Here is a 25,128-nt window from a genome sequence, read left to right as displayed (position 1 = left end):
TTTTTAACCTTATCTTATAATTCAAAGTATGGACATTGATTTTTCTTTTTTTTTAGTGATTGCAACCCTCGTAACAGGTGTTATTTGGGGGGCTTATTTAGTCTATTTAAAATCTATTGATACCCCGTTTAGTGAAGAAGACGAACCCTTATTAGTTGAATATGCACGTTCATTCTTCCCTGTTGTCTTGATTGTTTTACTGCTACGTTCTTTCTTAGTTGAACCGTTTCGTATTCCTTCTGGCTCAATGATGCCTACCCTCTTGATTGGCGATTTTATTTTGGTCAACAAATTTGTGTATGGGGTGCGATTACCCGTCATCAATACGGAAGTCCTTAAACTAGATACGCCTAAACGCGGAGATATTGTTGTTTTTCGTTACCCAAAAAACCCGACTGTTGATTATATTAAGCGAGTCATTGGTTTACCTGGTGATAAAGTGGCTTATTACAACAAGAAAGTTCATGTCAACGGTGAACCGATGGCACAGACTTCCTTAGAAATTTATAAAGGTCTAGGTCAAGGTGATACCATGACAGGTGCCCTGCATTTAACGGAAAATTTAAAAACGGTTGAGCATAGTATTTTAATTCGACAAGGACAACCTTCCATTGAATCTGTTTATATTGTACCGAACGGACATTATTTTGTAATGGGCGATAACCGTGACAATAGTAATGACAGTCGTTATTGGGGAACTGTTCCTGAAGCTAATTTAGTTGGAAAAGCTTTTTTTATCTGGATGAACTGGGATTGGCAATATAAAGGCATTAATTTTGAACGTATTGGCACTTTATTAAAGTAAGCGATATACTTACAATTTATAATTTTTAGGAAAATCAAAATGATCTATTCACCTAGAAAGCAACAAGGTTTAACCATGACCAGTATTTTAATGGTGGTTATTTTCATTTGTGGTGTGGCCTTATTACTTTTAAAAATTGTCCCTATTTATATGAATCACGGCAAAGTACAAAGTGCCATTGAATCCATTACCACAATTTCAGAAGTTGAGCTAAAAAGTAAAAGCCAAATAAAAGCACTGCTCTCTAAACGATTTCGGGTTAATTCAGTTAATTCCTTGCCTAAAGATGCCGTAAAAGTCTTTAAACGAGGTAATTATGTAAAAATAGTCGCTAAATATCAAATAGTTGAACCTCTTTTTAGTAACTTAAGCGTTTTAGTTGAATTTGATGAATTTGTTGAAGCAGGTAGGAAGTGATCAAAGAACCGAAGCAATTATCTCAGCAGCTTGGCTTAGTTTTTAAAGAACCTGAGCTTTTTAAGCGAGCATTAACGCACCGAAGTATGGGAGCCAATAATAATGAACGCTTAGAGTTTCTGGGAGATTCTATTTTAGGTTTTGTGGTTGCACAAAAGCTTTATGATGATTTTCCCAGCGCGAGTGAGGGCGTGTTAAGTCGTTTGCGAGCCAGCCTCGTTAATCAAGACTCCTTAGCGATGGTGGCAAGAGAACATAATATAGGTGATTATTTAATTTTAGGGTCGGGTGAGCTAAAGAGCGGAGGTTATCGACGTGATTCAATTTTATCGGATGCCGTTGAGGCCATTATAGGGGCTTTATTTAAAGATCAAGGGATTCTTATCTGTGAAAAATGGATTTTGCGTATTTTTGCAAAAAAAATAGCGGAATTGGATATAAAAAGTGAACAAAAAGACCCTAAAACTCGCTTACAAGAACTCATGCAAGCACGAGGGGTTATTTTACCGCATTATGATTTAGTGAGCATGTCGGGACTTGCTCATACGCAAACCTTTAAAATTGATTGCACGGTTTTAACGGATAAAAAATGCAGAGGCGAAGGGAGTTCGCGTAAAAAAGCAGAACAAGCGGCTGCTGAAAAAATGTTACAACTATTACAAAGAGAAAAACAATGAATTGTGGTTATGTTGCCTTAATTGGGCGGCCCAATGTGGGTAAATCGACCTTAATGAATCATCTATTAGGGCAAAAAATTAGTATTACCTCGCGCAAACCACAAACGACTCGGCATCGTATTTTAGGGATTGATACGAATGAAAAAGGTCAGGCTATTTATATGGATACGCCTGGAATGCATAAAAATGAAAAAAAAGCCCTGAATCGTTATTTAAACCGTACCGCAGATTCAACCTTATTAGGGGTGAATGTTGTGGTTTGGTTGATTGATGGTTTAGTGTGGCAAGACTATGATGAAGTCATCTTTAAAAAGTTGGAACGTGCTAATTTACCGGTTATTTTAGCGGTCAATAAAGTGGATCGAATCAAAGAGAAAGAAGCGATTTTTTCTTTTTTTGATGACGCGAAAAAAAAATACCCGTTTAAAGAATTAATTCCTGTTTCTGCGTTGAAACGAATTAATTTAGACGCGTTGGAAACTTCAATTTTTTCATTATTACCTGAAAGTGATTTAATTTACCCAAAAGATCAAATAACCAATAGATCAACTCGTTTTTTAGCGGCTGAAATTGTGCGTGAGAAATTAACTCGCCGATTAGGGGATGAACTGCCTTATGCGATAACGGTTGAAATTGATCGTTATGAAGAGTCGAAAAAAATCACTAAAATTTATGCGACGATTTTAGTTGAGCGAGACAGTCAAAAAAATATTGTGATTGGTAAGCAAGGCGAGATGTTGAAAAAAATTGGAACGGATGCCCGTGTTGATATAGAAAACTTGATTAATCAAAAAGTTTATTTACAACTTTGGGTTAAGGTTAAAAAAGGCTGGTCAGACAGTGAGCGGGCCTTGAAAAGTTTGGGATTTAATGATTAGATGAATTAAGGGGCTACCAACTTAAAACAGGACACGTGAGGTTAAGCCTTGCTCCATAGTGTCCCGTCTTAAATGAGTAGCCAATTAAGGGGGCTGAATTGTTGATTCATTACTGAGTTCGTTGGTTTAAGCCTAAAACTCAAAAAAGACCGTTTATGATTGATTGAAATGTGGTCGCTAATAACGTCTAATTGAGAAAATAAAAATGAAACCTAAAAAAAGACTGTTAATAATTAAGATAATAACTCTAAGTAGTTTTTTTTCACTCTTTTTTATAGGCGCAAATGCTCATGCAAAATCAGAGTGTTTGGCTCAAACAAAACTTGATCCGATCAAGAATGCTCTAAAAAAACTCTCTGATTCTTATGGTGATGTGCCTTCATCAATCGACTGTCAGTCGGTCGATAACAAGGACGTTGAAACGTTAACCTGCTCTAATGATTTATTGTCCATTATGGAACGTTTGGATACTCAAGCTTATGTTTATGCGTATGAAAATGCGACAAAGCAAGCGGCTAATCATAAAACACGGATTGATTCAGACTGGGTAGCGGAAACGAGAGACAACGCTAAGAGTGAAAATGATTTGTGTAATCTATATAAAGAACATACAACGAATAGCCTTGGTGACGCATCATCGCCCTATGTTAAAAAAGAAGAAAATACAGAGCCTGAAGAGATAAACGATAAGGTTGCCGGGCCTTCTTTTTCAGTGAAAATTAATTTGTCAAAAAAAGCAAAGGCTAAACTGTCTAAAATTAATGAAAAAATCATTATCAATAGTATGTTTAATGGCAATGGGGAAGGAAAAAAAGAGACAGAAGGCGACCCTCAAGAAGTTAATTTAGGTGATTTTGAAGTTGAAGTCGATCTTGATGAAACTGCAACTTTTAATAAGATTTACTTTCCTAAAGAAGCGGTTAATCGTTTAACACACTCACAAAATTATCAATTAACCCTGAATATTGTCTCTGCTCGAAAAGCGGATGATTTTAACTTGCTTGATTGCAGTTTTGTTTCTGAAGAGGTTCAATCAATTGAAGGAAAAACAATAATTGTTCCCTGTAAATTAATTGGAAAGTATGCAGTTTCTTCAAAGTATGAGATTAAATAATAAATTAAGCCGCACTTGTTAGGTTTGTGACGACCACTGTATTTGTAATTTACGATGATGGACAGCACTACTGGTGGTTGGTTAAACCTTATGAAATCAATCCGTTGATTTACCCAGACAAGGACTTTCACCTTGCAAGATAGGGGTCGGGGAGACCCTCCGAACCGTGCGTGCGATTCTCCCGCACACGGCTCTCCCGTCAAGAATTTCCACATCGGGATTGACATGCCATTATATGAGCATCTTTTAAGGCGAAAAGCCCACATTTAGCAAAATACGAATTTGGCATTAATCTGTGTAAACGTTGTGTTCTCCCAAAACTGGAGTATCCTTTCATTTGCTTATCCTTTAAACTACGCAAACGCCGTCTTATAAATCCATCTAAATTAGGAAACCTCCATTTATAAGCGTGTTTAAAATAGTTAAACCAGCCTTTGATCATTGGATTCAGGTCTTTAATAATGCACTCCATGCTATCACCTCTCGAATGTTTGGTTTTGCGACGAATTTTATCTTTTAAAGCTTTCAGGCTTTTACTTTTGACAAATCACTTACCTGCTTCAAATCGATAACCTAAAAACTCAAACCCCTGCCCTTTTATCAGACAGTTACCTAATTGCGTTTTCTCTGGATGCAAAATTAATTCTCTCTCATCAACCCAGTGTCGAATTAATGTTAAAGCTTCTTTTGCTTCCATTTGACTATCACACAGTATTACAAAATCATCCGCATATCTGACCATTATGTAACCTGCCTGCCTCATGGTTTTATCCAGTTCATGCAGGTACAAATTAGCTAATAATGGGCTGATAATAGCACCTTGCGGTGTACCCGTTATGGGTGTCCATTGTTCAAGTCCATTGACTATATCCTGTTTTAAATAAGCTTTTATCAAGTCCAAAACTTTACCGTCACTAATGTATTTTTTTTCAACTTCGAGCATTAATTTAGTATGAGAAATAGTGTCGAAATAACTCTGCATATCGGCATCTACCACCCACGTTTGTCCCATTTTCAAATGCTTATCGACTTTCCACAACGCATTGTTACAACCGCGCTTAGGTCTGAAACCGTAACTACTTGATACAAACTCATTCTCAAAAATAGGCTCAATGACCATTTTCAATGCCGCTTGCACAATACGATCTTTTACCGCAGGAATACCCAACGGACGCTTACCGCCTCCCGCCTTAGGAATTAACACCCTTTTTAACTGGCAACGGTTGATAGCGACCTTCTTTTAACGCTTCATGAAGCTCTTGTAAATATAACGCTTGCGATGCCCCGAAACGTTCCACACTTACGCCGTCTATACCATGACACCCCTTATTGCGCTTGACCTGTTTCCAAGCTTGTTGCAAGGTAGAAATTTTATAAACTTTGTCCCACAAACTAAACCATTTACCGCCTTTCACACCGTTATCCAGTTCTGCCAACATAGGTTTTGTCCACACCGATGCTTCCACCCATGACCAATGGGCATAAGTTTCTGTTTCTTGTTGTGTGTCTCCAACACTGACGAAATAACGTGCTGTTGCATTAGTATAAACTCCTCCTATTTCTCAACCTGCCATCCTTCCCTATTGCAAGCTTTGCTAACTTGCCGTTTCCACTGTTAGATTCAAGGTTTAGGCTCACGTTTATCTTTCAAGTTATGACATTTTCACGCCAATTTCATGATAAATCTTACCCTACGCTAAATCCATTACAGCTTTCGGTACTATGAAGGCTCTGACTACTGTTTACGATCACCTTAGCAAACAGCTCTCCCCACTTACCTCAATTTACCTTCCTAACATTCCGCTCCCAACCACTTGGTAGACTCTGTTATCGTTTTGCACCACACAAGCGAACATTTCGCAACGTAACAGATGATTTTCAGGCTTCGTCAATCACTCGCAGACTCGCCGCCTTGCCCTGCCGAATCAGATTCGTTATCCTACGGACTGCTATTTCGCTTTCAGTTACTCCCCACCCCACTTCGCAATGACGCAGTTACTTTCAAGCTACAACGTTATGGTATATGCCGATAGGGACTTTTACCCTACTGATAAATTGCCCTCGTGGGCGTACGAGTAGTAAAATTTTTATCTATAGGCATATAATAACTAAATGATTTATCACTAATTTCTTTAAATTTTGAAAAATCATTCGCCTCTATCCATTTATATTTATTTTCAAATTATTGTAAATAATTTATGCTTCGTTCTTTTGCACTTAAACCTTGCTGATGAAATGTCTCACCCATTATTTCTCGTCGTGGTGGTCTAAAAAATATCTCAATTTTATCAATGTAACTTTGCATAGGAGATGATCTAAAGTTTTTCGCACGCACAAATTCAAATTCAGGCCAACTCATATAAATCAATACTTCGGACAGTTTTAAAAGTAGAGGAAATCTTCAATTCATAGGAAAATGTAGTTTCTAAAGCAACAATTTCCTGAAAAGAAGATTTCCATGCAACTAATAGAAACGATTTTAGAAAAAATGTCTAGTGGTTCTAAACCACCGTTACAATGAGTTATCAGAAAAAACCTATCGTCGCTGGTTTAATAAAAAGTTAGATTTTCTTAAATTTAATCAGGTAGGTAATAATGAAATTCTTTCAACGTCGGGACAAAAAATAGCGGCTTTAGAGTGTAGCTTTGTTAACAAAAGTGGTGAAAAAACTTACGGTTTAGCTAAGTTTTGGGATTCTAAACAAAAGTTTACCCATGGCGTGATCGCTAAAGGTTACCATCAAATTGGAAAATTACGTTATGATGCTAATTTACGTTTACTCTACGAAGGTGTGCAAAAAGAAAAAGGTCGCCATAAATGTTATGACAGTAAGTGGATTGTGGGTGAGACGAGAAAATTAGAATTAGCAGGTAAACAGGGTGGTGTTAAGATTTATACAGCAATCGTTAATTCTGTCTCATTGAAATGTAATATTCGCATCGCTTATTTAGTTCAATACTTCGGACAGTTTTAAAAAAGATAGCGGTCTTAATTCTATAAGACATTGATTTTAAAGAGTTTTATAATTACGAGATGTATGGGTAAATTCTTTTTAAATCAATGGGTTACAAAAACTGTCCGAACTATTGGTTTTCTAAAGTTAAGTAAAAAGAGGATTAGTGTTGGAAAATTAAGAATACGAGTGCGAGTAAAAGCTGTTTTTGAAAGACGATATTTATCCATAAATAAACAACTATTTATGGTATTATTTAGTTCTTCACAGATATTTTTTATTGTGTTTTCCATTGTTTTATGCTTGTCTTTTATTTAAGAGATATTGGATTTTATTATAGCATAATCAATTGGTTACTTTAACTTACTGGCATTGACTCCGACCCCCTTGATTCCCGACCCCCTTGATTCCAATAATATAAATCATGATGCGTTGATGGCTATGTTAGAACTGCGAATAGATGACAAAGCGTTTCTAAATCTAATTCGTAAATGGTTAAAAGCAGGCATACTTGATAAAGGGCAGGTTTATTTATGCCGTTATGCCGATGATTTTGTTTGTGCTTTTGAATATGAAAAAGATGCTCAACGTTTTTATAAAGCGTTGAAGTTAAGGCTTAATAAATTTGGCTTGGAAGTTGCGGAAGATAAGACCAATATCATGGTATTTAGTCGTCGTAAATTAAATCGGAAAACAAGAATCCCGATTATTAAGCGACGAACCTCACGAGAGAAAATGCGGGCATCATTAGCGACAACAAAGATTGGCTTAAGCGAAATTGTCGATTACCAAAGGAAATCCTCGTTGATAGCATTAATAGATTGTGCGTGGATATTATAATTATTACGGAATTATTGGTAATTGCAAAAGCTTGACTACCTTTATTTATCGGATTATACTCCTGCTTTTCAAATGGCTCAATCGGCATTCACAACGCAGAAGCTATAACTGGAAGGGGTTTAATGAACTGATAAAGTATTTTGGAATAGCGAAACCACGAATTTGTCATAATTTCTAAGAACTGAATAATAAGAACCGTGTGCAAAGCGAGCAGTTTTGAAGAGCCTTGTGCGGTAATTCCGCACGCAGGGATCTGTGAGGGGGCACTCGGGTGACTGGCTGTTCTACCTCGATCAGCCAGCTTGATTAATCAAGGTAGAACAGTTCTTACCCGATTACCCCTCTTGATTATGTAAAATCAACAACTCTTGTATCTTAGATTCCAGTGTTAATTTAGTTAAATAAATGGCACTATCCAATGACGGTTGGATGAGAGATAGAGACACTGTAAGTACTCTTGATTAGAAAAATCGTGGGTCAGATTAGTGCCTACCTCTCTTTAATAACGCCTTCAAATGCGAACAGTATCTTGTGCCTGCAACTAAGCAAGAGCACGAATAGTTACAAGAATGCCATGACGTTATTTTATCCAATCTTTAGTTTACACTTAACTGGGGATAATACGATGATTTTTATTGGAATTGATATTTCTAAACTTACCTTTGATGCGGCTTATAATCTTAATTCACGCACTCTTCACAAACAGTTTTCTAATAGCACCAAAGGGTTTGAAGCATTTCTTTTATGGGTGAATAAAAGTAACGAAAAGATTTATACCTGTCTCGAAGCAACAGGTGTTTATAGCTTTCATTTAGCGGAATATTTATCCCAGAAAAAAATAAACGTGATGGTTGTTAATCCAATGGTTACTCATGCTTTTTTTAAGATGGAATTAAATCGTAATAAAACAGATAAAGCAGATGCTCAGCTTATTGCCAGATATTGTGAATATGCTGTTTCAACAGGTGATTACAAAAAGAAATCATACCAACCTAAAGGCAAAGACTATGAAGCAATACAACGCTTAGTCACTCGCTGTGACCAATTAGAAAAGTCTAAAACACAAGAAAATAATCATTTAGAAGCTAGTGTAAATAAACAGACATCGCGTTCTATCAAACGATTACAAAAAGCGATTAATAATAGACTTGTTCTTCTAAATAAAATATATTAAAATCAATTGCTTATATATACTTGATAACACTCACAATCAGTTGATACAGCCTAATAAATAAACTTTAAATTAAATTATTAAAAATAATAAATAAGCTTTATAATAAATTTCTATAAAAAATAAAAATCAAAGTATAACATGAAAATAAAAGAAATTTTACCAAGAATTTATGATGATAGACAGTTAAGAGCTTTAACAGGATTAAAAACAGAACATTTTATTTTACTATTATCTCTATTTGAAAAGACCCTTATTGAAGATCAAAAAGAAAAACATGAAAATAAAGAAAGAAAATACGGTAGTGGTTTAGATAGCACATTAAAAACACCCGCAGACAAATTATTATTTATATTAAATTATATGAAGTGTTATTCTACTTTCGATCACTTAGGGTTTTCTTTTAATATGAATAAATCATGCGCCCATACTCATGTATACAAATTATTTCCAATTTTAATAAAGACGTTAGATATATTTAATGTTTTACCTGCAACAAGTTTTTCAACCCCTGAAGAAATGCAGCAGGCTTTTGGCGGAGTTCAAACATTGATAATAGATGCTACAGAGCGTGCTGTACAACGCCCTAGTGACTATGAAGAACAAAATTAATTTTACAGTGGTAAAAAAAACAGCATACAATTAAAAATACCACTATAGCTTCTTTAGGTCATTTAATTTTATATATTGGGGTTAGTTTTCCAGGTAAAAATCATGATTATGGAATGTTTAAAAAAGAATTTAATCCAGAATTAAATTGGTTTAGTAATTTTAATATATTTATTGATTTAGGTTATTTGGGGTTTAATAATGAATATAAAACTAATTCGGTAAATATTCCTCATAAAAAACCAAATAAATCTAAGCATAATCCAAACCCAACATTAACTGAAAATCAAAAAAAAGAAAACAAAGAGATGAGTCGTGAAAGAGTCATTGTTGAGCATGTAATCGGTGGAATGAAAAGATATAGATGCCTAGTTGACAAGTTTAGAAATAAAAAAGAAGGTGTAAAAGATTTATTTTCTTTTTTAGCGGCTATCCTATGGAATTTTAACATGATATATTAACTTCTTCTTAAAGAACAAGTCTAATGAAATTGATCGGGTTAAAAAACACATTGCGGACATTGTTAAAAAAAACGAATGTCTCAGTCAGGGCTACCAACTTAAGACGGGACATCCAGTAAAATCAACTACTGCACGATTGTTGATTTTCCTCACTTTGTAAATATTGGGGATTTAAAACTGTCCCGCCTTAAGTTGGTAGCCTCAGTCAGCAAGTCAAATTATTAACAAGCATTAACGGTATTGGTGAGCGTACTGCATGGAGTATTTTAGCGTATATTGGTGATATTAATTTCTTTTCAAGTTCAAAACAAATTGCCAGTTATGCGGGATTAACGCCTAAGATCATACAGTCAGGTACAAGCATTGATAAATCATCCTTATCTAAGCTTGGGCATAAACGATTGCGTAAATCGCTTTATATGCCAGCACTTGTCGCTATTCGATACAACCCAATGCTGAAGCTTGTTTATGAGCGTTTAGTTAATAATGGTAAGCCTAAAAAAGTAGCGATAATCGCTGTCATGAGAAAATTATTAATTTTGTCCTATGGTGTCTTAAAGTCAGAAAAACCATTTGATATAAATTACCAAATTAAGAGCTAGGGTTTTAAAGAGTAAATCAAAATAAGCTTAATTTTTAATAAATAAAAGTAAAATAGAGTTGCTTTTTAAGACAGTATCTGACCCCTTGAATTTTGTTGTGCTTTCTTTCTTGTGACCCTTTCTTTTCTTTCCTTTCTTTCTGGCAATATTACGCATAGAAACACCAGAAAAACCGCTTTTGGCAAATAATTTTTTTGCTTGTATTAATATTTTTTCTTTTGAATTCAAAATAGTTACCTTAAATAAATGATGATTTAGTTCATGCTTTTTATTGCTAAACTAAACTGTTTAGTTTAGCATAAGCTTTTTTTAAAATCAGACTATTCATAGGCTAATGACTTTAGAAGTAGTAAATATAAAACGACAATCCATTATTGAAGGTGCGACACGCATGTTTCTTCAATATGGTTTTAATGCCAGTAGTATGGATAAAATCGCCCAAGCTGCCCCAGTTTCTAAAGCCACTTTATACAAATATTTTGACAGCAAAGATGCGCTGTTAGCCGCTGTTATTGAAAATTTATGCCTGAATTTATTTCAGGTCGTTGATGAGGCTTCAACAGAAAACGAAAGCATTGAAAATACGCTTAAAAAAATTGCATCGGCTTTTGTTGAGTTGATTTTTTCTGATGATGCTTTGGGCATCTATCGTTTGGTTGTTGCTGAATGCCGTGATTTTCCTCAATTAGGTCAGCTTGTTTATGACAGCGCACCTAACATAGTGAATACACAGTTAATAGCTTATTTAGACGCTTTAAATCAGCGAGATGAAGTGACTGTTTTAAATATTAATTTTGCGGCGGATGCGTTTATCAGTTTGCTTAAAGGCGAATTGCATTTTCAATGTTTGCTGGGAATTAGAGCAATACCCACCTCTGAGGAAAAAAAAGCGCATGTAGAACAGGTTGTTAAACTTTTTATGCAAGGTTTTGTTCATGTTCATTAATAAATACAATTTCTTATTAATCTTGCTTATTTTTTCCAAGCAAGTGATGGCTGCGGAGACTTTGGAGCAAGTCTTTGCTGAGGCACTGAATAAAAATCAGCTTATACATGCTGCTAAGGCGAATACTCAGGCTTCTGAACAACAACTTTTTGCCGCAGAAGGGCAGTATCTTCCAAAACTTAGTGTGTCCAGTGGTTATACGCAATTTGATGAAACGCCTTCAGCAAAAGCAAATTTTGGTGGGCAATCCGTACAATTTCCAATGGGTCAAGCAGGGAGTTTTAATGCTCAGGCAATGGTTTCTATTCCTGTTTTTACCAGTGGTAAAATTGAGCATGGTATTGATGCGGCAAAAGCGGTTAATCTAGCTACGCAACATAATGAGGTCGCAACCGCTTTAAATATTAAACTAAAAGTTGCTAATGTCTTTATTGCGATATTACGGAGTCAAAAAGGCTTAATGGTTGCACAAAGTCATGTCACTAATCTTGAAGCGCATGTTAAGGATGTAAACAACCTTTATCAGCAAGGCGTGATTGCGCGTAATGATTTATTAGCCGCCAAAGTGGAATTAAGTAATGCAAAGCAGCTTGTGATTCAACAAGACAATCAGTTAGATATTGCAAAAGCTCAGTTTAATCAACTATTAAATCGTAATTTAAGCAATGAAGTTGAGCTTGTTGAGGCATTTCCCGAAGTCTCAGCCGATGATTTAGCCGCGTTATTTAAACAAGCTTTAAAACAACGCCCTGAGCTTGAAGTTTTGGCTGAACAAATATGGTCATTAGAGGCTCAGGCGCAAAGTGAAAAAGCCAACTTATTGCCCCAAGTCAACCTTAATGGCGGGTATCAATATCAAGAAAATGAGTATCAGGCGTTTGAAGGTTTATGGATGGCTAATGTGACTCTAAACTGGACGTTATTTGATGGCTCAACCAATCATCGAAGCCAAGCAGTCAAGCGACAAGCACTTTCTTTAAAATCTCAACGTGATGATTTCATCAGTAATATTCATTTACAAGTTCGCCAAGCTTGGCTTGATATTCAAGAAACCCTGAAACGGATAGAGGTTGCTAAACAAGCAATTGAACAAGCCGATGAAAACCTGAGAGTGAGTACCGAACGTTATCAACAAGGGCTAGCGGTACACACCGAAGTCCTTGATGCAGAAGATTTGCGAACTCAAATTTACAATAATTTTCATAACGCTGAATATGATTCAGCAATGGCTAAATTAAATTTACGTTATGCTCTGGGGATTTTATAAATGTTCTTATCTTCTTACTCATCCGCAACACAGTATCCAAATAGGAATAAGCTCATGATTAAGTCCTTATTAGGGTTAATTTTATTATCTGTCTTAGTTGCTTGTGATAACGGTGTTGAATTAAAGCCTGAACCTATACGCACCATTCGTGTTGAAATGGTTTCAAAGAGTAATCCACTTTCTCAAAGACGTTTTGTTGGGCGTATTGATGCGATTAGTACGGTTGATTTGTCCTTTCAAGTGTCAGGTCGCTTGATTAAATTACCTTTACAAGAAGGCAAGGCAATTTCTAAAGGCAAGTTAATTGCCGCGCTTGATTCAAACGATTATCAGTTGGCGGTACAACAAGCTCAGGCGCAATTTAATCTGGCTAAATTAGATGTTACTCGAAAACGGAATCTTTTTAAGTCGGGGTCTTTGCCTAAAGCATTGCTTGATGAGGCAGAAACCAGTATTAAATTACACCAAGTAGCCTTAAAAGCCGCGCAAAGGAATTTATCTTATACGCGCATTACAGCCCCTTTTAATGCCTTAATCAGCCAACGCTTAATTGATAATTATACCAATGTCGCGGCGCATCAAGCGATTGTTCGCATACAAAAATTAGATGAATTGCGAGTACGCATTAATATTCCTGAAAATATGATTAAGTTATTGGATAAAAAAGATAACTTTAAAGCGGTTGCGGTTTTTAAAGACCGCCCTAAACAATATTTTCCCTTAGTTTATCGTGAACATATTACTGAGGCGGGCAGTGTCGCACAGACTTATGAAGTTATTTTTGGACTATCACGCAAACATAACCAGCATGTTTTATCGGGTATGACCGTTGGGGTTATTATTGAGAGCAAATTAGCTACTCAAGCTATTAATATTTCAATTCCTATTTCTGCTATTGATTATGATGAACAAGGAGAAGCTAGAGTATGGTTGTTTGACTCTCAAACAGAAAAAGTTTCGCCTCAAACCGTTACTTTAGGCGCGGTTAATCAAAATAATATTTCCATACTCTCAGGGCTTAAAGCAGAAAATAAAATTGTCACCGCAGGGGTGCATTTATTGCGAAAAGGCATGACTGTAAAGCGTTTTACTTCATTTTAAAGGACGATTCGATGAGTTTTGAAATTGCGCGTAGTGCGATAGAACGTCCTGTTAATACATGGCTATTGGTTTTAATTTGCTTTATTGGTGGTTTATGGGGATTAGAAAGTGTGGGACGACTCGAAGACCCCGCTTTTACCATTAAACAAGCATTAGTGGTCACAACTTACGCAGGTGCAACGGCTCTGGAAGTTGAGCAAGAGGTAACAGAATTATTAGAATCAAAAATTCAACAATTACCGCAAATAAAAAGGATTACTTCAAAATCAAAAGCAGGTGTTTCAGAAATTACCGTTGAAATTAAAAATACCTACGATAAAAATACCATGCCGCAGGTTTGGGATGAGCTAAGGCGTAAAGTGACTGATGCACAAAAAAGCTTACCTAGCGGTACTCAGCCCTCCATTGTTAATGATGATTTTGGTGATGTGTACGGTATTTTTTACGCCATTACTGCGCCTGAGTTTTCATACAAAGAAATTCAAGACATCTCTACCTTTTTACGCAGAGAACTATTAACCGTTCCCAATGTAGCGAAGGTAGAAACGGCTGGCGAGCGTACAGAAACCATTTATATTGAGTTAGGCAGTGACCGTATCACTCGCTTAGGCTTATCTACGCAACAAGTTCTTGCGATTGTGCAATCTGAAAATACGGTAACAGATGCGGGAGCGATTACCCTTGATGGGCGACGTATTCGCATTGTATCAGGTGAAGGTTTTGATTCATTAGCCCATATTGAATCTCTACGCATTGGTAAAGCTGGAACAACCGAACAAGTTAGCTTAATAGATATTGCAACCATTACTCGTGAAGCTACTGAAATCCCTGAGCATCTGGTTCGTTTTGATGGTAAAGATGCTTTTACGTTGGCAATTTCTGGAATTTCTGATGCCAATATTGTCACTGTAGGAAAAGCGGTTGAAGCGCGTTTAAAAGAACTCAAAGCACGAATTCCGCTTGGGGTTGAAATTCATCCTATTTATGAACAGCACAAGGTCGTAGAACACGCCATTGATAGTTTCATTAATAGCCTCACTGTCTCAGTGGCTATCGTTATTGCGGTCTTATGTTTAATGATGGGCTGGCATATAGGGTTGATTGTCGGAGCAACCTTATTGCTTACTGTTTTAGGGACGTTATTATTTATGAGTCTGTTTGGCATTGATATGGAGCGTATCTCTCTAGGTGCTTTAATCATTGCGATGGGGATGATGGTTGATAATGCTATTGTAGTTGCAGAGGGAATGCTCATTAATATGCAGCAGGGAATGGCAAAGAAAAAAGCGGCTTGTCTTGCAACGAATCGTACTCAAATTCCATTACTTGGCGCAACAGTCATCGGTATTATGGCATTTTCGGGAATTGGTTTATCGTCTGATATTACAGGTGAATTTCTATTTTCTTTATTTGCGGTTATTTGTTTTTCTTTATTATTAAGCTGGGTTTTAGCGATTACTGTCACTCCTCTATTTGGGTATTTATTTCTTAACGTCAAAACAACTAATAGCGAAATAGACCCCTATGCTGGCTTGCTTTACAATGCTTACAAATGGGTTCTTAAAGCGGTATTACATACTCGATTACTCACCCTGACTATTTTAATTGCTATAACCATTGCCTGCTTTGCAGGATTTGGAATGGTTAGACAAGCCTTTTTCCCAGACTCTAATACCCCATTATTTTATATCAATTATCAACTTCCAGAAGGGACAGATATTCGCACAACTGCGCGTGATATGGCGGAAATTGATAGTTTAATTCGAGCTAAAACAGGGGTTGTTTCGGTCGCAAGTTTTGTCGGGCGTGGAGCAAGTCGCTATATGCTCACTTATGTTCCTGAGCAACCTAATACTTCGTATGGACAGTTTATTGTTCGCGTCACTGAACTTGAAATCATTAATGATATTGCCGCCGAGTTAAAACAAGAACTAAGTGCCGCCTACCCTAACGCAGAAATACGCACCGAACGTTTAGCCTTTGGTTTAGGAACTGCCGCTAAAATTGAAGCCCGTTTTTCAGGTTCAGACCCTAAAATATTACGCCGCCTTGGTACAGAAGCGACGACTATTATGGCGGCTAATAATGCACTAATTGATGTTCGCAACAACTGGCGACAAAAAGAATTAGTGTTATCGCCTGTATTCAATGCTGAACGCGCTAGAATAGCAGGTATTGGACTCGATGAAGTTGCCTTGAGTTTGAAATTTTTTACAGAAGGGGTGCAAGCCAGCACTTATCGTGAAAAGGATAAGTTAATTCCTATTGTCGTTAGACCACCAAAAAGTGAAAGACAAAATACCAGTCGTATAAAAGATCGTTTAGTTTATAGCTCGGTAGCCCAAACCTTTACCCCGATTACTCAGGTGATTGATTCCATAGAGATGCTCAGTGAAGATGGTTTAATTCATCGACGCAATCGAATACGCACACTTGCCGCGCAATCTGACCCCGCCATAGGCTTAACGGCTGACGAAGCTTTCCGACAAATTAAACAGCAAGTTGAAGCGATTAAATTACCCCTCAATTATCAACTAGAATGGGGCGGCGAATACGAAAGCTCGCGTGATGCACAAACTGCCCTTAATTCAAAATTGCCTACTAGTATGTTAGTGATGCTGCTTATCAGTATTTTACTGTTTGGAAAAGTACGTCAACCTTTGATTATCTGGCTGGTTGTACCCATGTCAGTCTGTGGTGTTGTCATCGCCTTAATCGTTTCGGGAAGCCCTTTTACCTTCATGGCATTACTGGGTTTATTGAGCTTATCAGGTATGTTAATGAAAAATGCGATTGTTCTAGTCGATGAAATTGATACGCAAATTGCAGAAGATAAAGACCATTACGAGGCTATTTTACATGCCAGCGTTAGTCGTATTCGACCTGTATTTTTAGCGGCTACCACCACTATTTTAGGCATGTTACCGTTATTAAATGATGCTTTTTTTGCCAGTATGGCAGTCACCATAATGGGTGGATTAGCCTTTGCAACGCTGCTAACTTTAATTGCTGTTCCTGTGTTATATGCATTGTTTTTTAAAATAAAACCGCCTAAACATAAAAAAGCCTAAACCAAAGGGTCAAACCAAAGGGTCAAACCAAAGGGTCAAACCAAAGGGTCAAACCAAAGCAAACCAAAGCAAACCAAAGCAAACCAAAGCAACCACAAAGCAACCACAAAGCAACCACAAAGCAACCACAAAGCAACCACAAAGCAACCACAAAGAGCAACCAAAGGGTCAAGTCTTGCATTTTGCAATCACCCGACTTACCGTTGAATAATGACACCCAAAATAATTTGCAATAGCTTCCATTGTATATCCACCTGATTGATAAGCTTCTACAATAGCATTGTTTCTATTACCACTCATTTTCTGATATTCATCTATTAGACTTGTTCTTCTAAATAAAATATATTAAAATCAATTGCTTATATATACTTGATAACACTCACAATCAGTTGATACAGCCTAATAAATAAACTTTAAATTAAATTATTAAAAATAATAAATAAGCTTTATAATAAATTTCTATAAAAAATAAAAATCAAAGTATAACATGAAAATAAAAGAAATTTTACCAAGAATTTATGATGATAGACAGTTAAGAGCTTTAACAGGATTAAAAACAGAACATTTTATTTTACTATTATCTCTATTTGAAAAGACCCTTATTGAAGATCAAAAATAAAAACATGAAAATAAAGAAAGAAAATACGGTAGTGGTTTAGATAGCACATTAAAAACACCCGCAGACAAATTATTATTTATATTAAATTATATGAAGTGCTATTCTACTTTCGATCACTTAGGGTTTTCTTTTAATATGAATAAATCATGCGCTCATACTCATGTATACAAATTATTTCCAATTTTAATAAAGACGTTAGATATATTTAATGTTTTACCTGCAACAAGTTTTTCAACCCCTGAAGAAATGCAGCAGGCTTTTGGCGGAGTTCAAACATTGATAATAGATACTACAGAGCGTGCTGTACAACGCCCTAGTGACTATGAAGAACAAAATGAATTTTACAGTGGTAAAAAAAACAGCATACAATTAAAAATACCACTATAGCTTCTTTAGGTCATTTAATTTTATATATTGGGGTTAGTTTTCCAGGTAAAAATCATGATTATGGAATGTTTAAAAAAGAATTTAATCCAGAATTAAATTGGTTTAGTAATTTTAATATATTTATTGATTTAGGTTATTTGGGGTTTAATAATGAATATAAAACTAATTCGGTAAATATTCCTCATAAAAAACCAAATAAATCTAAGCATAATCCAAACCCAACATTAACAGAAAATCAAAAAAAAGAAAACAAAGAGATGAGTCGTGAAAGAGTCATTGTTGAGCATGTAATCGGTGGAATGAAAAGATATAGATGCCTAGTTGACAAGTTTAGAAATAAAAAAGAAGGTGTAAAAGATTTATTTTCTTTTTTAGCGGCTATCCTATGGAATTTTAACATGATATATTAACTTCTTCTTAAAGAACAAGTCTAGTATCTATTTGCTGAATAATATTATTCATGATAACCATGTTTATGCTGGTCACTTAACCGACTCTAAAGATGCTGTTGTTTTTGGAGGAAATGTTCCAGAAGCACTAACAACACGAGTTGCGTATAAATTAAATTTAACAGGCCCAGCTGTACATTTTTCCACGGCCTGTTCCACCAGCTTAGTAGCCGTTCATCATGCTTGTCAAAGCTTGTTAAATGGTGAATGTGAAATGGCGTTAGCAGGTGGGGTTTCTTATCTAGGCTCTCAAAATCAAGGCTATTTATATGAAGAAGGTTTAGTGCTGTCTCCCGATGGACATTGCCGTAGTTTTGATGCTAAAGCACGGGGTACTATCTGGGGTAATGGTGTCGGTATTATTGTTCTCAAAATGTTAGACGATGCACTAGAAGATGGAGATTCTATCCATGCTGTAATCAAAGGTTCTGCTATTAATAATGATGGCAACCTTAAAGTGAGTCACAGTGCTCCTAGCATAGATGCACAAGCACGAGCTATTTACCAGGCTCTGGATGTTGCTAATATTGATCCAAAAAGCATTAGTTATATTGAGGCTCATGGTACAGCGACACCTCTGGGCGATCCGATTGAAATTGCGGCATTAACCCAAGCATTTCGTGCCAAGACTGATAAAAAATCTTATTGTGCCATTGGCTCACTAAAAAGCAATATCGGGCATTTGAGTGAAGCAGCGGGGATTGCTGGCTTAATTAAAACCGTATTGTCATTGAAAAATAAACAAATTCCACCTAGTTTACATTTTAAAACACCTAACCCTGAAATTGACTTTGAAAGCACCCCATTCTATGTCAACACCGAACTAAAAGACTGGGAAAGCCCAGATTATCCTCGCCGTGCTGGGGTAAGTTCTTTTGGTTTAGGTGGAACCAATGCACATATTGTGCTGGAAGAATGGAATGCTCCCGCACCATCATACGTTACGAAACGACGACAACAGTTATTATTACTGTCTGCTAAAACCCCAACAGCATTAGAAGCAATAACCGCCAACCTCGCCAATCATTTTAATTATCATCCTGAATTGAATTTAGAAGATGTTGCTTATACCTTAACCTATGGGCGTAAAGCCTTTGCTCACCGCCGTATTGCGGTGGTCTCCAATCAATCAGAAGCAGCAGCTAAAACATTATCACCGCGTGATAATCAACGGGTTCTCACCAATTCTGGCGAGGTCAAGCCACGCTTGGTTGCCTTTATGTTTACAGGACAAGGTTCACAGTACGTCAATATGGCGCGTGAGCTTTATGAAACCGAAGCCGTTTTCCAAAAATACGTAGACAAGTGTTGTGCTTTATTACAAATCCATCTGGATTTCGACTTACGAACCATTCTTTATCCTGCGCCAGAAAACATTGAAGCGGCAACGGAGACACTCACGCAAACCTCAATGACTCAGTCAGCCTTGTTTGTGACCGAGTATGCGCTTGCGCAACTATGGATATCCTGGGGAGTTAAGCCAAGTGCCTTGATTGGTCATAGTATTGGTGAATATGTGGCGGCAACATTGGCTGGTGTCTTTAGCCTAGAGGATGCATTGCTATTAGTCAGTGTGCGTGGACAACTCATGCAGTCCATGCCAGCAGGTACCATGATGGCTGTTCCTTTGCCAGAGTATGAGATAAAACCGTTATTAGAAGGAACACGATTAGAGATTGCAACTATTAATAGCCCAGCTCTTTGTGTTGTCTCAGGTGCAACCAATGACATTGAGGCTTTTGCCAAAAAATTAGCCCTTCAAGATATTGAAGGGCGACAATTACACACTTCACATGCTTTCCATTCATACATGATGGAACCTGTATTAGAAGCATTCACCCAGCAGGTAAGGAAAATTAAACTCAATGCTCCTTCCATTCCATTCCCTTCATTTCTAATATTTCAGGCACCTGGATCACCGACGACGAAGCAACCAGTCCTGAATATTACGCACAGCAATTACGTTCTAGTGTGCGTTTTGCAGAGGGTATCAAGCAATTTTTCAATGACCCTGACCAAGTTTTATTAGAAGTGGGTGCAGGGCGGACATTAAGCAATCTGGCTAAACGTCATCCTGATAAACCTGCTGATCAATTGACCTTTACATCAGTGCGCCCTCCCCATGAGGCAATCTCTGATGTCACGTTCTTATTGAAAACCTTAGGGCAATTATGGCTTCATGGTGTTGATATTGACTGGGGCAGTTATTATGGAGAAGATAGGCATTCGCGTATCCCACTTCCCACCTATCCTTTTGAACGTCATCGTTACTGGATGGATGCCAAACGCTTAGTGAGTTTAGAGTCAACTTATACAGGAAAAAAATCAGATACTGCGGATTGGTTTTATGTAACTTCATGGAAGCGTGTTAATTTACTTGTTAGCCAACAAAAACCATTGGAAGCCCCTGTTTTAGTCTTTATTGATGAACTGGGTCATGGTGATCAGCTGATTGAAAAATTAGCAACACAGGTGAATCCACTAGACATTATTGCCGTCAAAGCAGGGGAATCATTTGAGCAATCAAGTCCTCGGCTTTTCAGTATTAACCCTGGATATGCTCAAGACTACCAAAGCCTGATTCAAGCACTGCAAGCACAAGCATTAATCCCTAAAAGCATTATCCATTGTTGGAATGTAACCGATGCGGATGCTGCAGCACTTGATATTAGCTTAATTGATGCAAGCCAAAATACTGGTTTCTATAGCTTGCTACACCTCGCGCAGGCACTTGGACAACAAAATATTGATAGTGAGATTGAGTTATTAGTTGTTTCCAATCAATTACAAAATATCATGGGTGAGGAAATTGTTTTACCGTTAAAAGCAACACTGATTGGTCCAGTACGAGTGATCCCACAAGAATATCAAAATATTCGTTGTCGTAGCGTGGATACGGTTATCAATCAGCAAAATAGCGCGAGAGTTATTGCTCAGATCATCAGTGAGTTACAGCATGAGTCTGATGACGACATTATTGCTTATCGGGGTAATGCGCGTTGGGTAGAAAGCTTTGAACCACAGCACCTACCAAAACCAGCGGATGCAGTGACTGAATTGCCCTTTAAACCGCAAGGCGTTTATTTGATTACGGGAGGTATGGGCGGCATGGGATTGGTGTTTGCCGAATACCTGGCAAAAACAGTTCAAGCTAGGCTGGTTCTCATCGCTCGCTCCACCTTACCCGAACGTGAAGTCTGGAAACAGTGGTTAGCCAGCCATGCAGAAGAAGACCCGACAAGTATTAAAATAAACAAAATCAAACTAATGGAGGAGATGGGAGGCAAGATCCTGGTCTGTAGTGCGGATGTAACGAATCAGGCACAAATGGCAGAAATTCTTACTCAGGCGCAACAGCAATTTGGACAAATCAATGGTGTAATCCATACAGCCGGTGTCGCAGGCGGTGGGGTAATTCAGTTAAAAACCCGTGACACTGCCCACAATGTACTTGCACCTAAAGTAGATGGAACTATTATCCTGGATACTCTCCTTAAAGAGAATGCTTTAGACTTCATGGTGGTTTGTTCTTCAATGGAAGCTGCCCTGGGAAGCCCAGGACAGGTGGACTATTGTGCAGCAAACAATTTTCTGGATGCGTATGCGCAGTCCAAGGCAAGTGACTCTAATCGTTTAACTCTAAGTATCAACTGGGATGCGTGGCAAGAAGTAGGCATGGCGGTTGAAACGGCAAAATATGGATTAGATAACAAAGTCCTTGAAGTCAAAAAGCTTGATCACCACCTGTTTGATAAATGCATCATTGAGAAAACACGGGAAATCTATATTAGTACACTGATTCCTGATAAACACTGGATCATAGGTGAACACATTGTCTTGAATACACCTAGCCTGGTAGGGACAGCTTATCTGGAAATTGCCCGCTCTGCTTATGAGTGTCATAGTGGTAAGTCCACTATGGAATTACAGGATGTCTACTTTCTGAAATTCCTGTTTGTTGAGGAAGATGAAGAAAAAGAAGTTCGCACTATCTTGACTCCCACCGAAAATGGTGCTAATTTTTCCATTCAAAGCTTAGATGCGGACTCGAGTGAATGGTCTGTGCATGCACAAGGTAAAGTGGTACCTAAAGACTTCCCTGAGCAGGTGAAATATAATATTGATGAACTGGAAACAAGTTGTGATCAGGACATTGCTGTACCTGATCTGCAAGCCTTACCAGATTACACGCGCTATGGCTCACGATGGTTGAACAATATTCAATGGCGTAAAGCGAGTGAACACCATAATTTAGCTTTAATGGAGCTGCCACAAGCCTTTGCAGAGGATGTAGAGGTTTATAAATTTCATCCCTCCTTGGTAGATACTGCGACTTATGTTGTTGCTGATGTTCTACCGAATGAGTTAGCGAGCCAATTTGATTTCTTTACTGAATCCAGTGCTTACCTGCCTTATTTCTATGAAAGAGTCACCATTAAAGGGGCACTGCCTACCAGGTTCTATTCTTATACAACAAGAGAACTCCAAGGACATGACTGGAGTATTAATCTGTCATTCTTAGATTCCAATGGTATTGAACTGGTTTCCATTAAAAATTACCTACTCAAGTACATTGACTCCGCTTATACACTCAAAGATGATCAAAAGTCCAAAGAAACCCAGCAGCGTCAAACACAACTTATAGACACCTCATTAAGCCATGCCGTCTTACCACAAGAAGGCATTGATAGTCTCGAACGTCTCCTACAAAGTCGCCTACCCCAAGCCATTGTATCAACAACAGATTTTGACTACCAAAAGCAATTACTAAAACAACAGCCAGAAGATACAGAGGATGAAGAAATATTATTTGATCGCCCACAATTGAGTCAGGATTATGAGGAGCCACAAAGCCCTACCGAACAAGCCATTGCCAAAGTTTGGCAGCGAGTTTTAGGTATTAAGAACATTGGAGTTCATGACAACTTCTTTGATCTAGGTGGTGACTCATTGATTGTCGTACAAATTCTGCTAGAGCTAAGACAAGCACTCAAAGTATCTACTTTAAATTTCAGGGTAAAACAAATATCAGACCTGCAAACTTTGCGCTTTTTGAGCGATAAGATTCGCCATAGACGGCATTTTGAATTCACCACTAACTCGGTCATAAACATAATCATAAAAACTCACGGCTAGTTTTTTAGCCGTTTCAGCAAGACTCATAAAACTGTCTTTGATTTTCGTGCCTTTCTCATTTCGAGTCTGGAAGCTTATGTCTCGCGCACGCGCTTGTCTTCTTGCGCCAAGTTCGGCTGCATTGTTATGGAGTGGTAATTGTGGAAGCTCCAAAACTCGCAATAATTCAGTCTTTTTCGCCAGTGTTTTGGCGATGCGATCATTGAGGTCTTCATAATCGCTTGTGGTTGCAAACAATTCATTAAATCGCGTTAACAACCATGCCTTTTTATCGGGGCAGGGATTTTTTTGATAGTTAAGCAACTCCTTATAATACTCCCAATAGTGCCCTCGAAAATCGGCTAATGCTTGCTGATGTATTTCCAGAATTGGACGGAGTTTTTTGTAGTGGCGAGCATCGTGAACCCAGCATAACCCCAAATGTTCCGTCAGTAATTTGAATTGCGGCGCATCGTCTGCAAGCAAGGTTTCAATAACAGGAAAATCCGTTTGTTGCTGATAATAGGCAATGGCACAAGCTTCGGTGACATGCGCTACCTGTCTCACGCCTAAGGTATTTAAGATCGCTAAGTGCAACTTAAATTGCGCTTCATTCATCACTGTATTGACAGGTATTTGAGCATCAACTTTTGCCCGTGCTTTATCAGCTAACTTGAACTCGTCAAGCAAGGATTGAGCCTGTTGATTGTAGATATAATGGCGTGGCGCATAATCGGTCAGCACGTCCAGAACCGATAAACGGTTTTTGTGTTTGGTGGTGAAATAAGCGGTAAACAAGTCGTTGCAGACCACCTGACAATAGTGGTTATCACCGTTGACTCGCGCACTGGTATCATCAATCTGCCCGTAATCACTGTTGAGAATACCGCTGCGATAAAGTTCGCTTTTTTCCTGATGCGCCCAGTCATAACCGCCTGTCCATTGCTGAGAAACATAAGTCGGCGACACCACAATGCCAATATTTTCAAAAAAACCGACCATGGGTTTTTCGGTCACGCCCATCATCTTAAGCATGGGAATCAAGCTACGAATTCCAATACCAAATTCGCCCTGACCTCGAACGCCTTCAGGCAATTGGGCGCGGTAATACTTATTTTCAGAAGGTGAATAAAAATCTCACGGAGATACTTAATATTATTGGTTTTGATGACAATGTCTTGAATCACCACTTCCGCAAAGCCTTTAGATACTAAGTCGCTAGGCAAGCCAGTTTTGTCGAGTAGGCATTTTAGCGTTTGGTCGATTTTAACTCGTGGGATCTTGGGTTTACGGCGGCGTTTTTTCTTATCCGAGTCCGTATTTTCAGTGTCGTTATTAGTTTCTTTTTGCGCGTCAACTTGTGCTTTTTTACGTTCGTCTTCGGATGAAATATCATCACCCTTATTATTTTTATTGGGTTTGATATCAGGCTTTCCCTGCTCACCTTTCAAGCGATTAACCTCGTCACGAAGTTGCTGTAATTCAGTTTCTAAAGACAATTTATCACTGGCTAAGCGTTCAATAAGATTGAATATTTTTTTGACAATATCCTGCGCTTCGCTACTTTCCATTTGAGCGATTTCTTGATAAATGGCGTTAGTTTCAGCCTGTAGGTCGTGGATATTCAAAGTATGTAAATGTTCGT

The 25,128-nt window shown here is 37.7% G+C and carries 23 protein-coding genes and 3 pseudogenes; 20 read left to right on the top strand and 6 right to left on the bottom strand.

All coding sequences use genetic code 11. The annotated features are described in order from the left end of the window. Positions 1–28: 28 nt before the first annotated feature. The 5 genes from lepB to Q9M50_04235 all read left to right on the top strand — a co-directional run bounded on the left by lepB (position 29) and on the right by Q9M50_04235 (position 3,891). Positions 29–805, top strand: a complete 777-nt coding sequence (gene lepB, locus Q9M50_04255; protein MDQ7089841.1) for a signal peptidase I — start codon at positions 29–31, stop codon at positions 803–805. Between the two features lie 39 nt (positions 806–844). Then, a complete protein-coding gene (locus tag Q9M50_04250) occupies positions 845–1,222 on the top strand; it encodes a DUF4845 domain-containing protein (GenBank protein ID MDQ7089840.1) in 378 nt (125 codons plus the stop codon). Then, complete coding sequence (gene rnc / locus Q9M50_04245; protein MDQ7089839.1) at positions 1,219–1,899, top strand: ribonuclease III; 681 nt, start codon at positions 1,219–1,221, stop codon at positions 1,897–1,899. The genes Q9M50_04250 and rnc overlap by 4 nt, the downstream gene beginning before the upstream one ends. Further along, complete coding sequence (era, locus tag Q9M50_04240) at positions 1,896–2,777, top strand: GTPase Era (GenBank protein MDQ7089838.1); 882 nt, start codon at positions 1,896–1,898, stop codon at positions 2,775–2,777. Before rnc ends, era begins: the two co-directional genes overlap by 4 nt. 205 nt (positions 2,778–2,982) lie before the next feature. Next, on the top strand, positions 2,983–3,891 hold the full coding sequence (locus Q9M50_04235; protein ID MDQ7089837.1) for a hypothetical protein: 909 nt from the start codon (positions 2,983–2,985) through the stop codon (positions 3,889–3,891). Between the two features lie 547 nt (positions 3,892–4,438). Here the strand turns inward: Q9M50_04235 and Q9M50_04230 are convergent. Next, on the bottom strand, positions 4,439–5,095 hold the full coding sequence (locus tag Q9M50_04230; GenBank protein MDQ7089836.1) for a reverse transcriptase domain-containing protein: 657 nt from the start codon (positions 5,093–5,095) through the stop codon (positions 4,439–4,441). After that, positions 5,082–5,357 carry a hypothetical protein gene (locus tag Q9M50_04225; GenBank protein ID MDQ7089835.1) on the bottom strand — a complete coding sequence of 92 codons (276 nt, stop codon included), beginning with the start codon at positions 5,355–5,357 and terminating at the stop codon, positions 5,082–5,084. Before Q9M50_04225 ends, Q9M50_04230 begins: the two co-directional genes overlap by 14 nt. Before the next feature lie 1,029 nt (positions 5,358–6,386). Here Q9M50_04225 and Q9M50_04220 point away from each other — a divergent pair. From Q9M50_04220 to Q9M50_04195, 6 genes and pseudogenes are all read left to right on the top strand, one after another. Continuing rightward, a complete protein-coding gene (locus Q9M50_04220) occupies positions 6,387–6,866 on the top strand; it encodes a hypothetical protein (GenBank protein ID MDQ7089834.1) in 480 nt (159 codons plus the stop codon). A gap of 414 nt (positions 6,867–7,280) precedes the next feature. Then, positions 7,281–7,685 (top strand): reverse transcriptase domain-containing protein, encoded by a 405-nt coding sequence (locus Q9M50_04215; GenBank protein ID MDQ7089833.1) that lies wholly within the window; start codon positions 7,281–7,283, stop codon positions 7,683–7,685. Positions 7,686–8,310: 625 nt separating this feature from the next. Further along, a complete protein-coding gene (locus Q9M50_04210; protein MDQ7089832.1) occupies positions 8,311–8,859 on the top strand; it encodes a transposase in 549 nt (182 codons plus the stop codon). A gap of 138 nt (positions 8,860–8,997) precedes the next feature. Beyond that, on the top strand, positions 8,998–9,468 hold the full coding sequence (locus Q9M50_04205) for a transposase family protein (protein ID MDQ7089831.1): 471 nt from the start codon (positions 8,998–9,000) through the stop codon (positions 9,466–9,468). Between the two features lie 26 nt (positions 9,469–9,494). Beyond that, positions 9,495–9,926, top strand: a pseudogene (locus tag Q9M50_04200) (transposase family protein). Positions 9,927–10,153: 227 nt separating this feature from the next. Continuing rightward, a pseudogene (locus Q9M50_04195) lies at positions 10,154–10,528 on the top strand (transposase). 27 nt (positions 10,529–10,555) lie between these two features. On the opposite strand, the gene Q9M50_04190 reads toward Q9M50_04195, so the two are convergent. Continuing rightward, on the bottom strand, positions 10,556–10,756 hold the full coding sequence (locus tag Q9M50_04190) for a hypothetical protein (GenBank protein ID MDQ7089830.1): 201 nt from the start codon (positions 10,754–10,756) through the stop codon (positions 10,556–10,558). Positions 10,757–10,862: 106 nt separating this feature from the next. Here Q9M50_04190 and Q9M50_04185 point away from each other — a divergent pair, with 106 nt between their 5' ends. The 4 genes from Q9M50_04185 to Q9M50_04170 are packed head-to-tail and all read left to right on the top strand — an operon-like array spanning position 10,863 to position 16,913. Then, entirely contained in the window at positions 10,863–11,474 is a 612-nt protein-coding gene (locus tag Q9M50_04185; GenBank protein MDQ7089829.1) for a TetR/AcrR family transcriptional regulator, read from the top strand. Further along, positions 11,464–12,741, top strand: coding sequence for a TolC family protein (locus Q9M50_04180; protein MDQ7089828.1), 1,278 nt, complete (start codon positions 11,464–11,466; stop codon positions 12,739–12,741). The genes Q9M50_04185 and Q9M50_04180 overlap by 11 nt, the downstream gene beginning before the upstream one ends. 54 nt (positions 12,742–12,795) lie before the next feature. Then, on the top strand, positions 12,796–13,842 hold the full coding sequence (locus Q9M50_04175) for an efflux RND transporter periplasmic adaptor subunit (protein ID MDQ7089827.1): 1,047 nt from the start codon (positions 12,796–12,798) through the stop codon (positions 13,840–13,842). Between the two features lie 11 nt (positions 13,843–13,853). Further along, complete coding sequence (locus Q9M50_04170; protein MDQ7089826.1) at positions 13,854–16,913, top strand: efflux RND transporter permease subunit; 3,060 nt, start codon at positions 13,854–13,856, stop codon at positions 16,911–16,913. A gap of 22 nt (positions 16,914–16,935) precedes the next feature. On the opposite strand, the gene Q9M50_04165 is transcribed toward Q9M50_04170, so the two are convergent. Next, positions 16,936–17,094, bottom strand: a complete 159-nt coding sequence (locus Q9M50_04165) for a hypothetical protein (protein ID MDQ7089825.1) — start codon at positions 17,092–17,094, stop codon at positions 16,936–16,938. Between the two features lie 306 nt (positions 17,095–17,400). On the opposite strand from Q9M50_04165, the gene Q9M50_04160 reads away from it, so the two are divergent. The 5 genes and pseudogenes from Q9M50_04160 to Q9M50_04140 all read left to right on the top strand — a co-directional run bounded on the left by Q9M50_04160 (position 17,401) and on the right by Q9M50_04140 (position 23,504). Next, on the top strand, positions 17,401–17,532 hold the full coding sequence (locus tag Q9M50_04160; GenBank protein MDQ7089824.1) for a hypothetical protein: 132 nt from the start codon (positions 17,401–17,403) through the stop codon (positions 17,530–17,532). Positions 17,533–17,589: 57 nt separating this feature from the next. Next, positions 17,590–17,919: pseudogene (locus tag Q9M50_04155) on the top strand (transposase family protein). A 26-nt stretch (positions 17,920–17,945) separates the two neighbouring features. Further along, entirely contained in the window at positions 17,946–18,329 is a 384-nt protein-coding gene (locus Q9M50_04150; GenBank protein MDQ7089823.1) for a transposase family protein, read from the top strand. A 31-nt stretch (positions 18,330–18,360) separates the two neighbouring features. Then, positions 18,361–20,397 (top strand): type I polyketide synthase, encoded by a 2,037-nt coding sequence (locus Q9M50_04145; protein MDQ7089822.1) that lies wholly within the window; start codon positions 18,361–18,363, stop codon positions 20,395–20,397. After that, entirely contained in the window at positions 20,340–23,504 is a 3,165-nt protein-coding gene (locus Q9M50_04140) for an SDR family NAD(P)-dependent oxidoreductase (GenBank protein MDQ7089821.1), read from the top strand. Before Q9M50_04145 ends, Q9M50_04140 begins: the two co-directional genes overlap by 58 nt. Here Q9M50_04140 and Q9M50_04135 read toward each other — a convergent pair. Together Q9M50_04135 and Q9M50_04130 are read right to left on the bottom strand one after the other, a co-directional pair. Then, on the bottom strand, positions 23,397–24,578 hold the full coding sequence (locus Q9M50_04135) for a transposase (protein ID MDQ7089820.1): 1,182 nt from the start codon (positions 24,576–24,578) through the stop codon (positions 23,397–23,399). The two genes, Q9M50_04140 and Q9M50_04135, sit on opposite strands and share 108 nt — an antisense overlap. Next, on the bottom strand, positions 24,524–25,111 hold the full coding sequence (locus Q9M50_04130; protein ID MDQ7089819.1) for a hypothetical protein: 588 nt from the start codon (positions 25,109–25,111) through the stop codon (positions 24,524–24,526). The genes Q9M50_04135 and Q9M50_04130 overlap by 55 nt, the downstream gene beginning before the upstream one ends. Positions 25,112–25,128: the final 17 nt, after the last annotated feature.

The sequence above is a fragment of the Methylococcales bacterium genome (assembly GCA_030949405.1).
GTDB lineage: Bacteria > Pseudomonadota > Gammaproteobacteria > Methylococcales > Methylomonadaceae > WTBX01.
The sequence above is the reverse complement of the archived record's forward strand: the minus strand, read 5'-3'. Positions and strand labels throughout refer to the sequence as shown.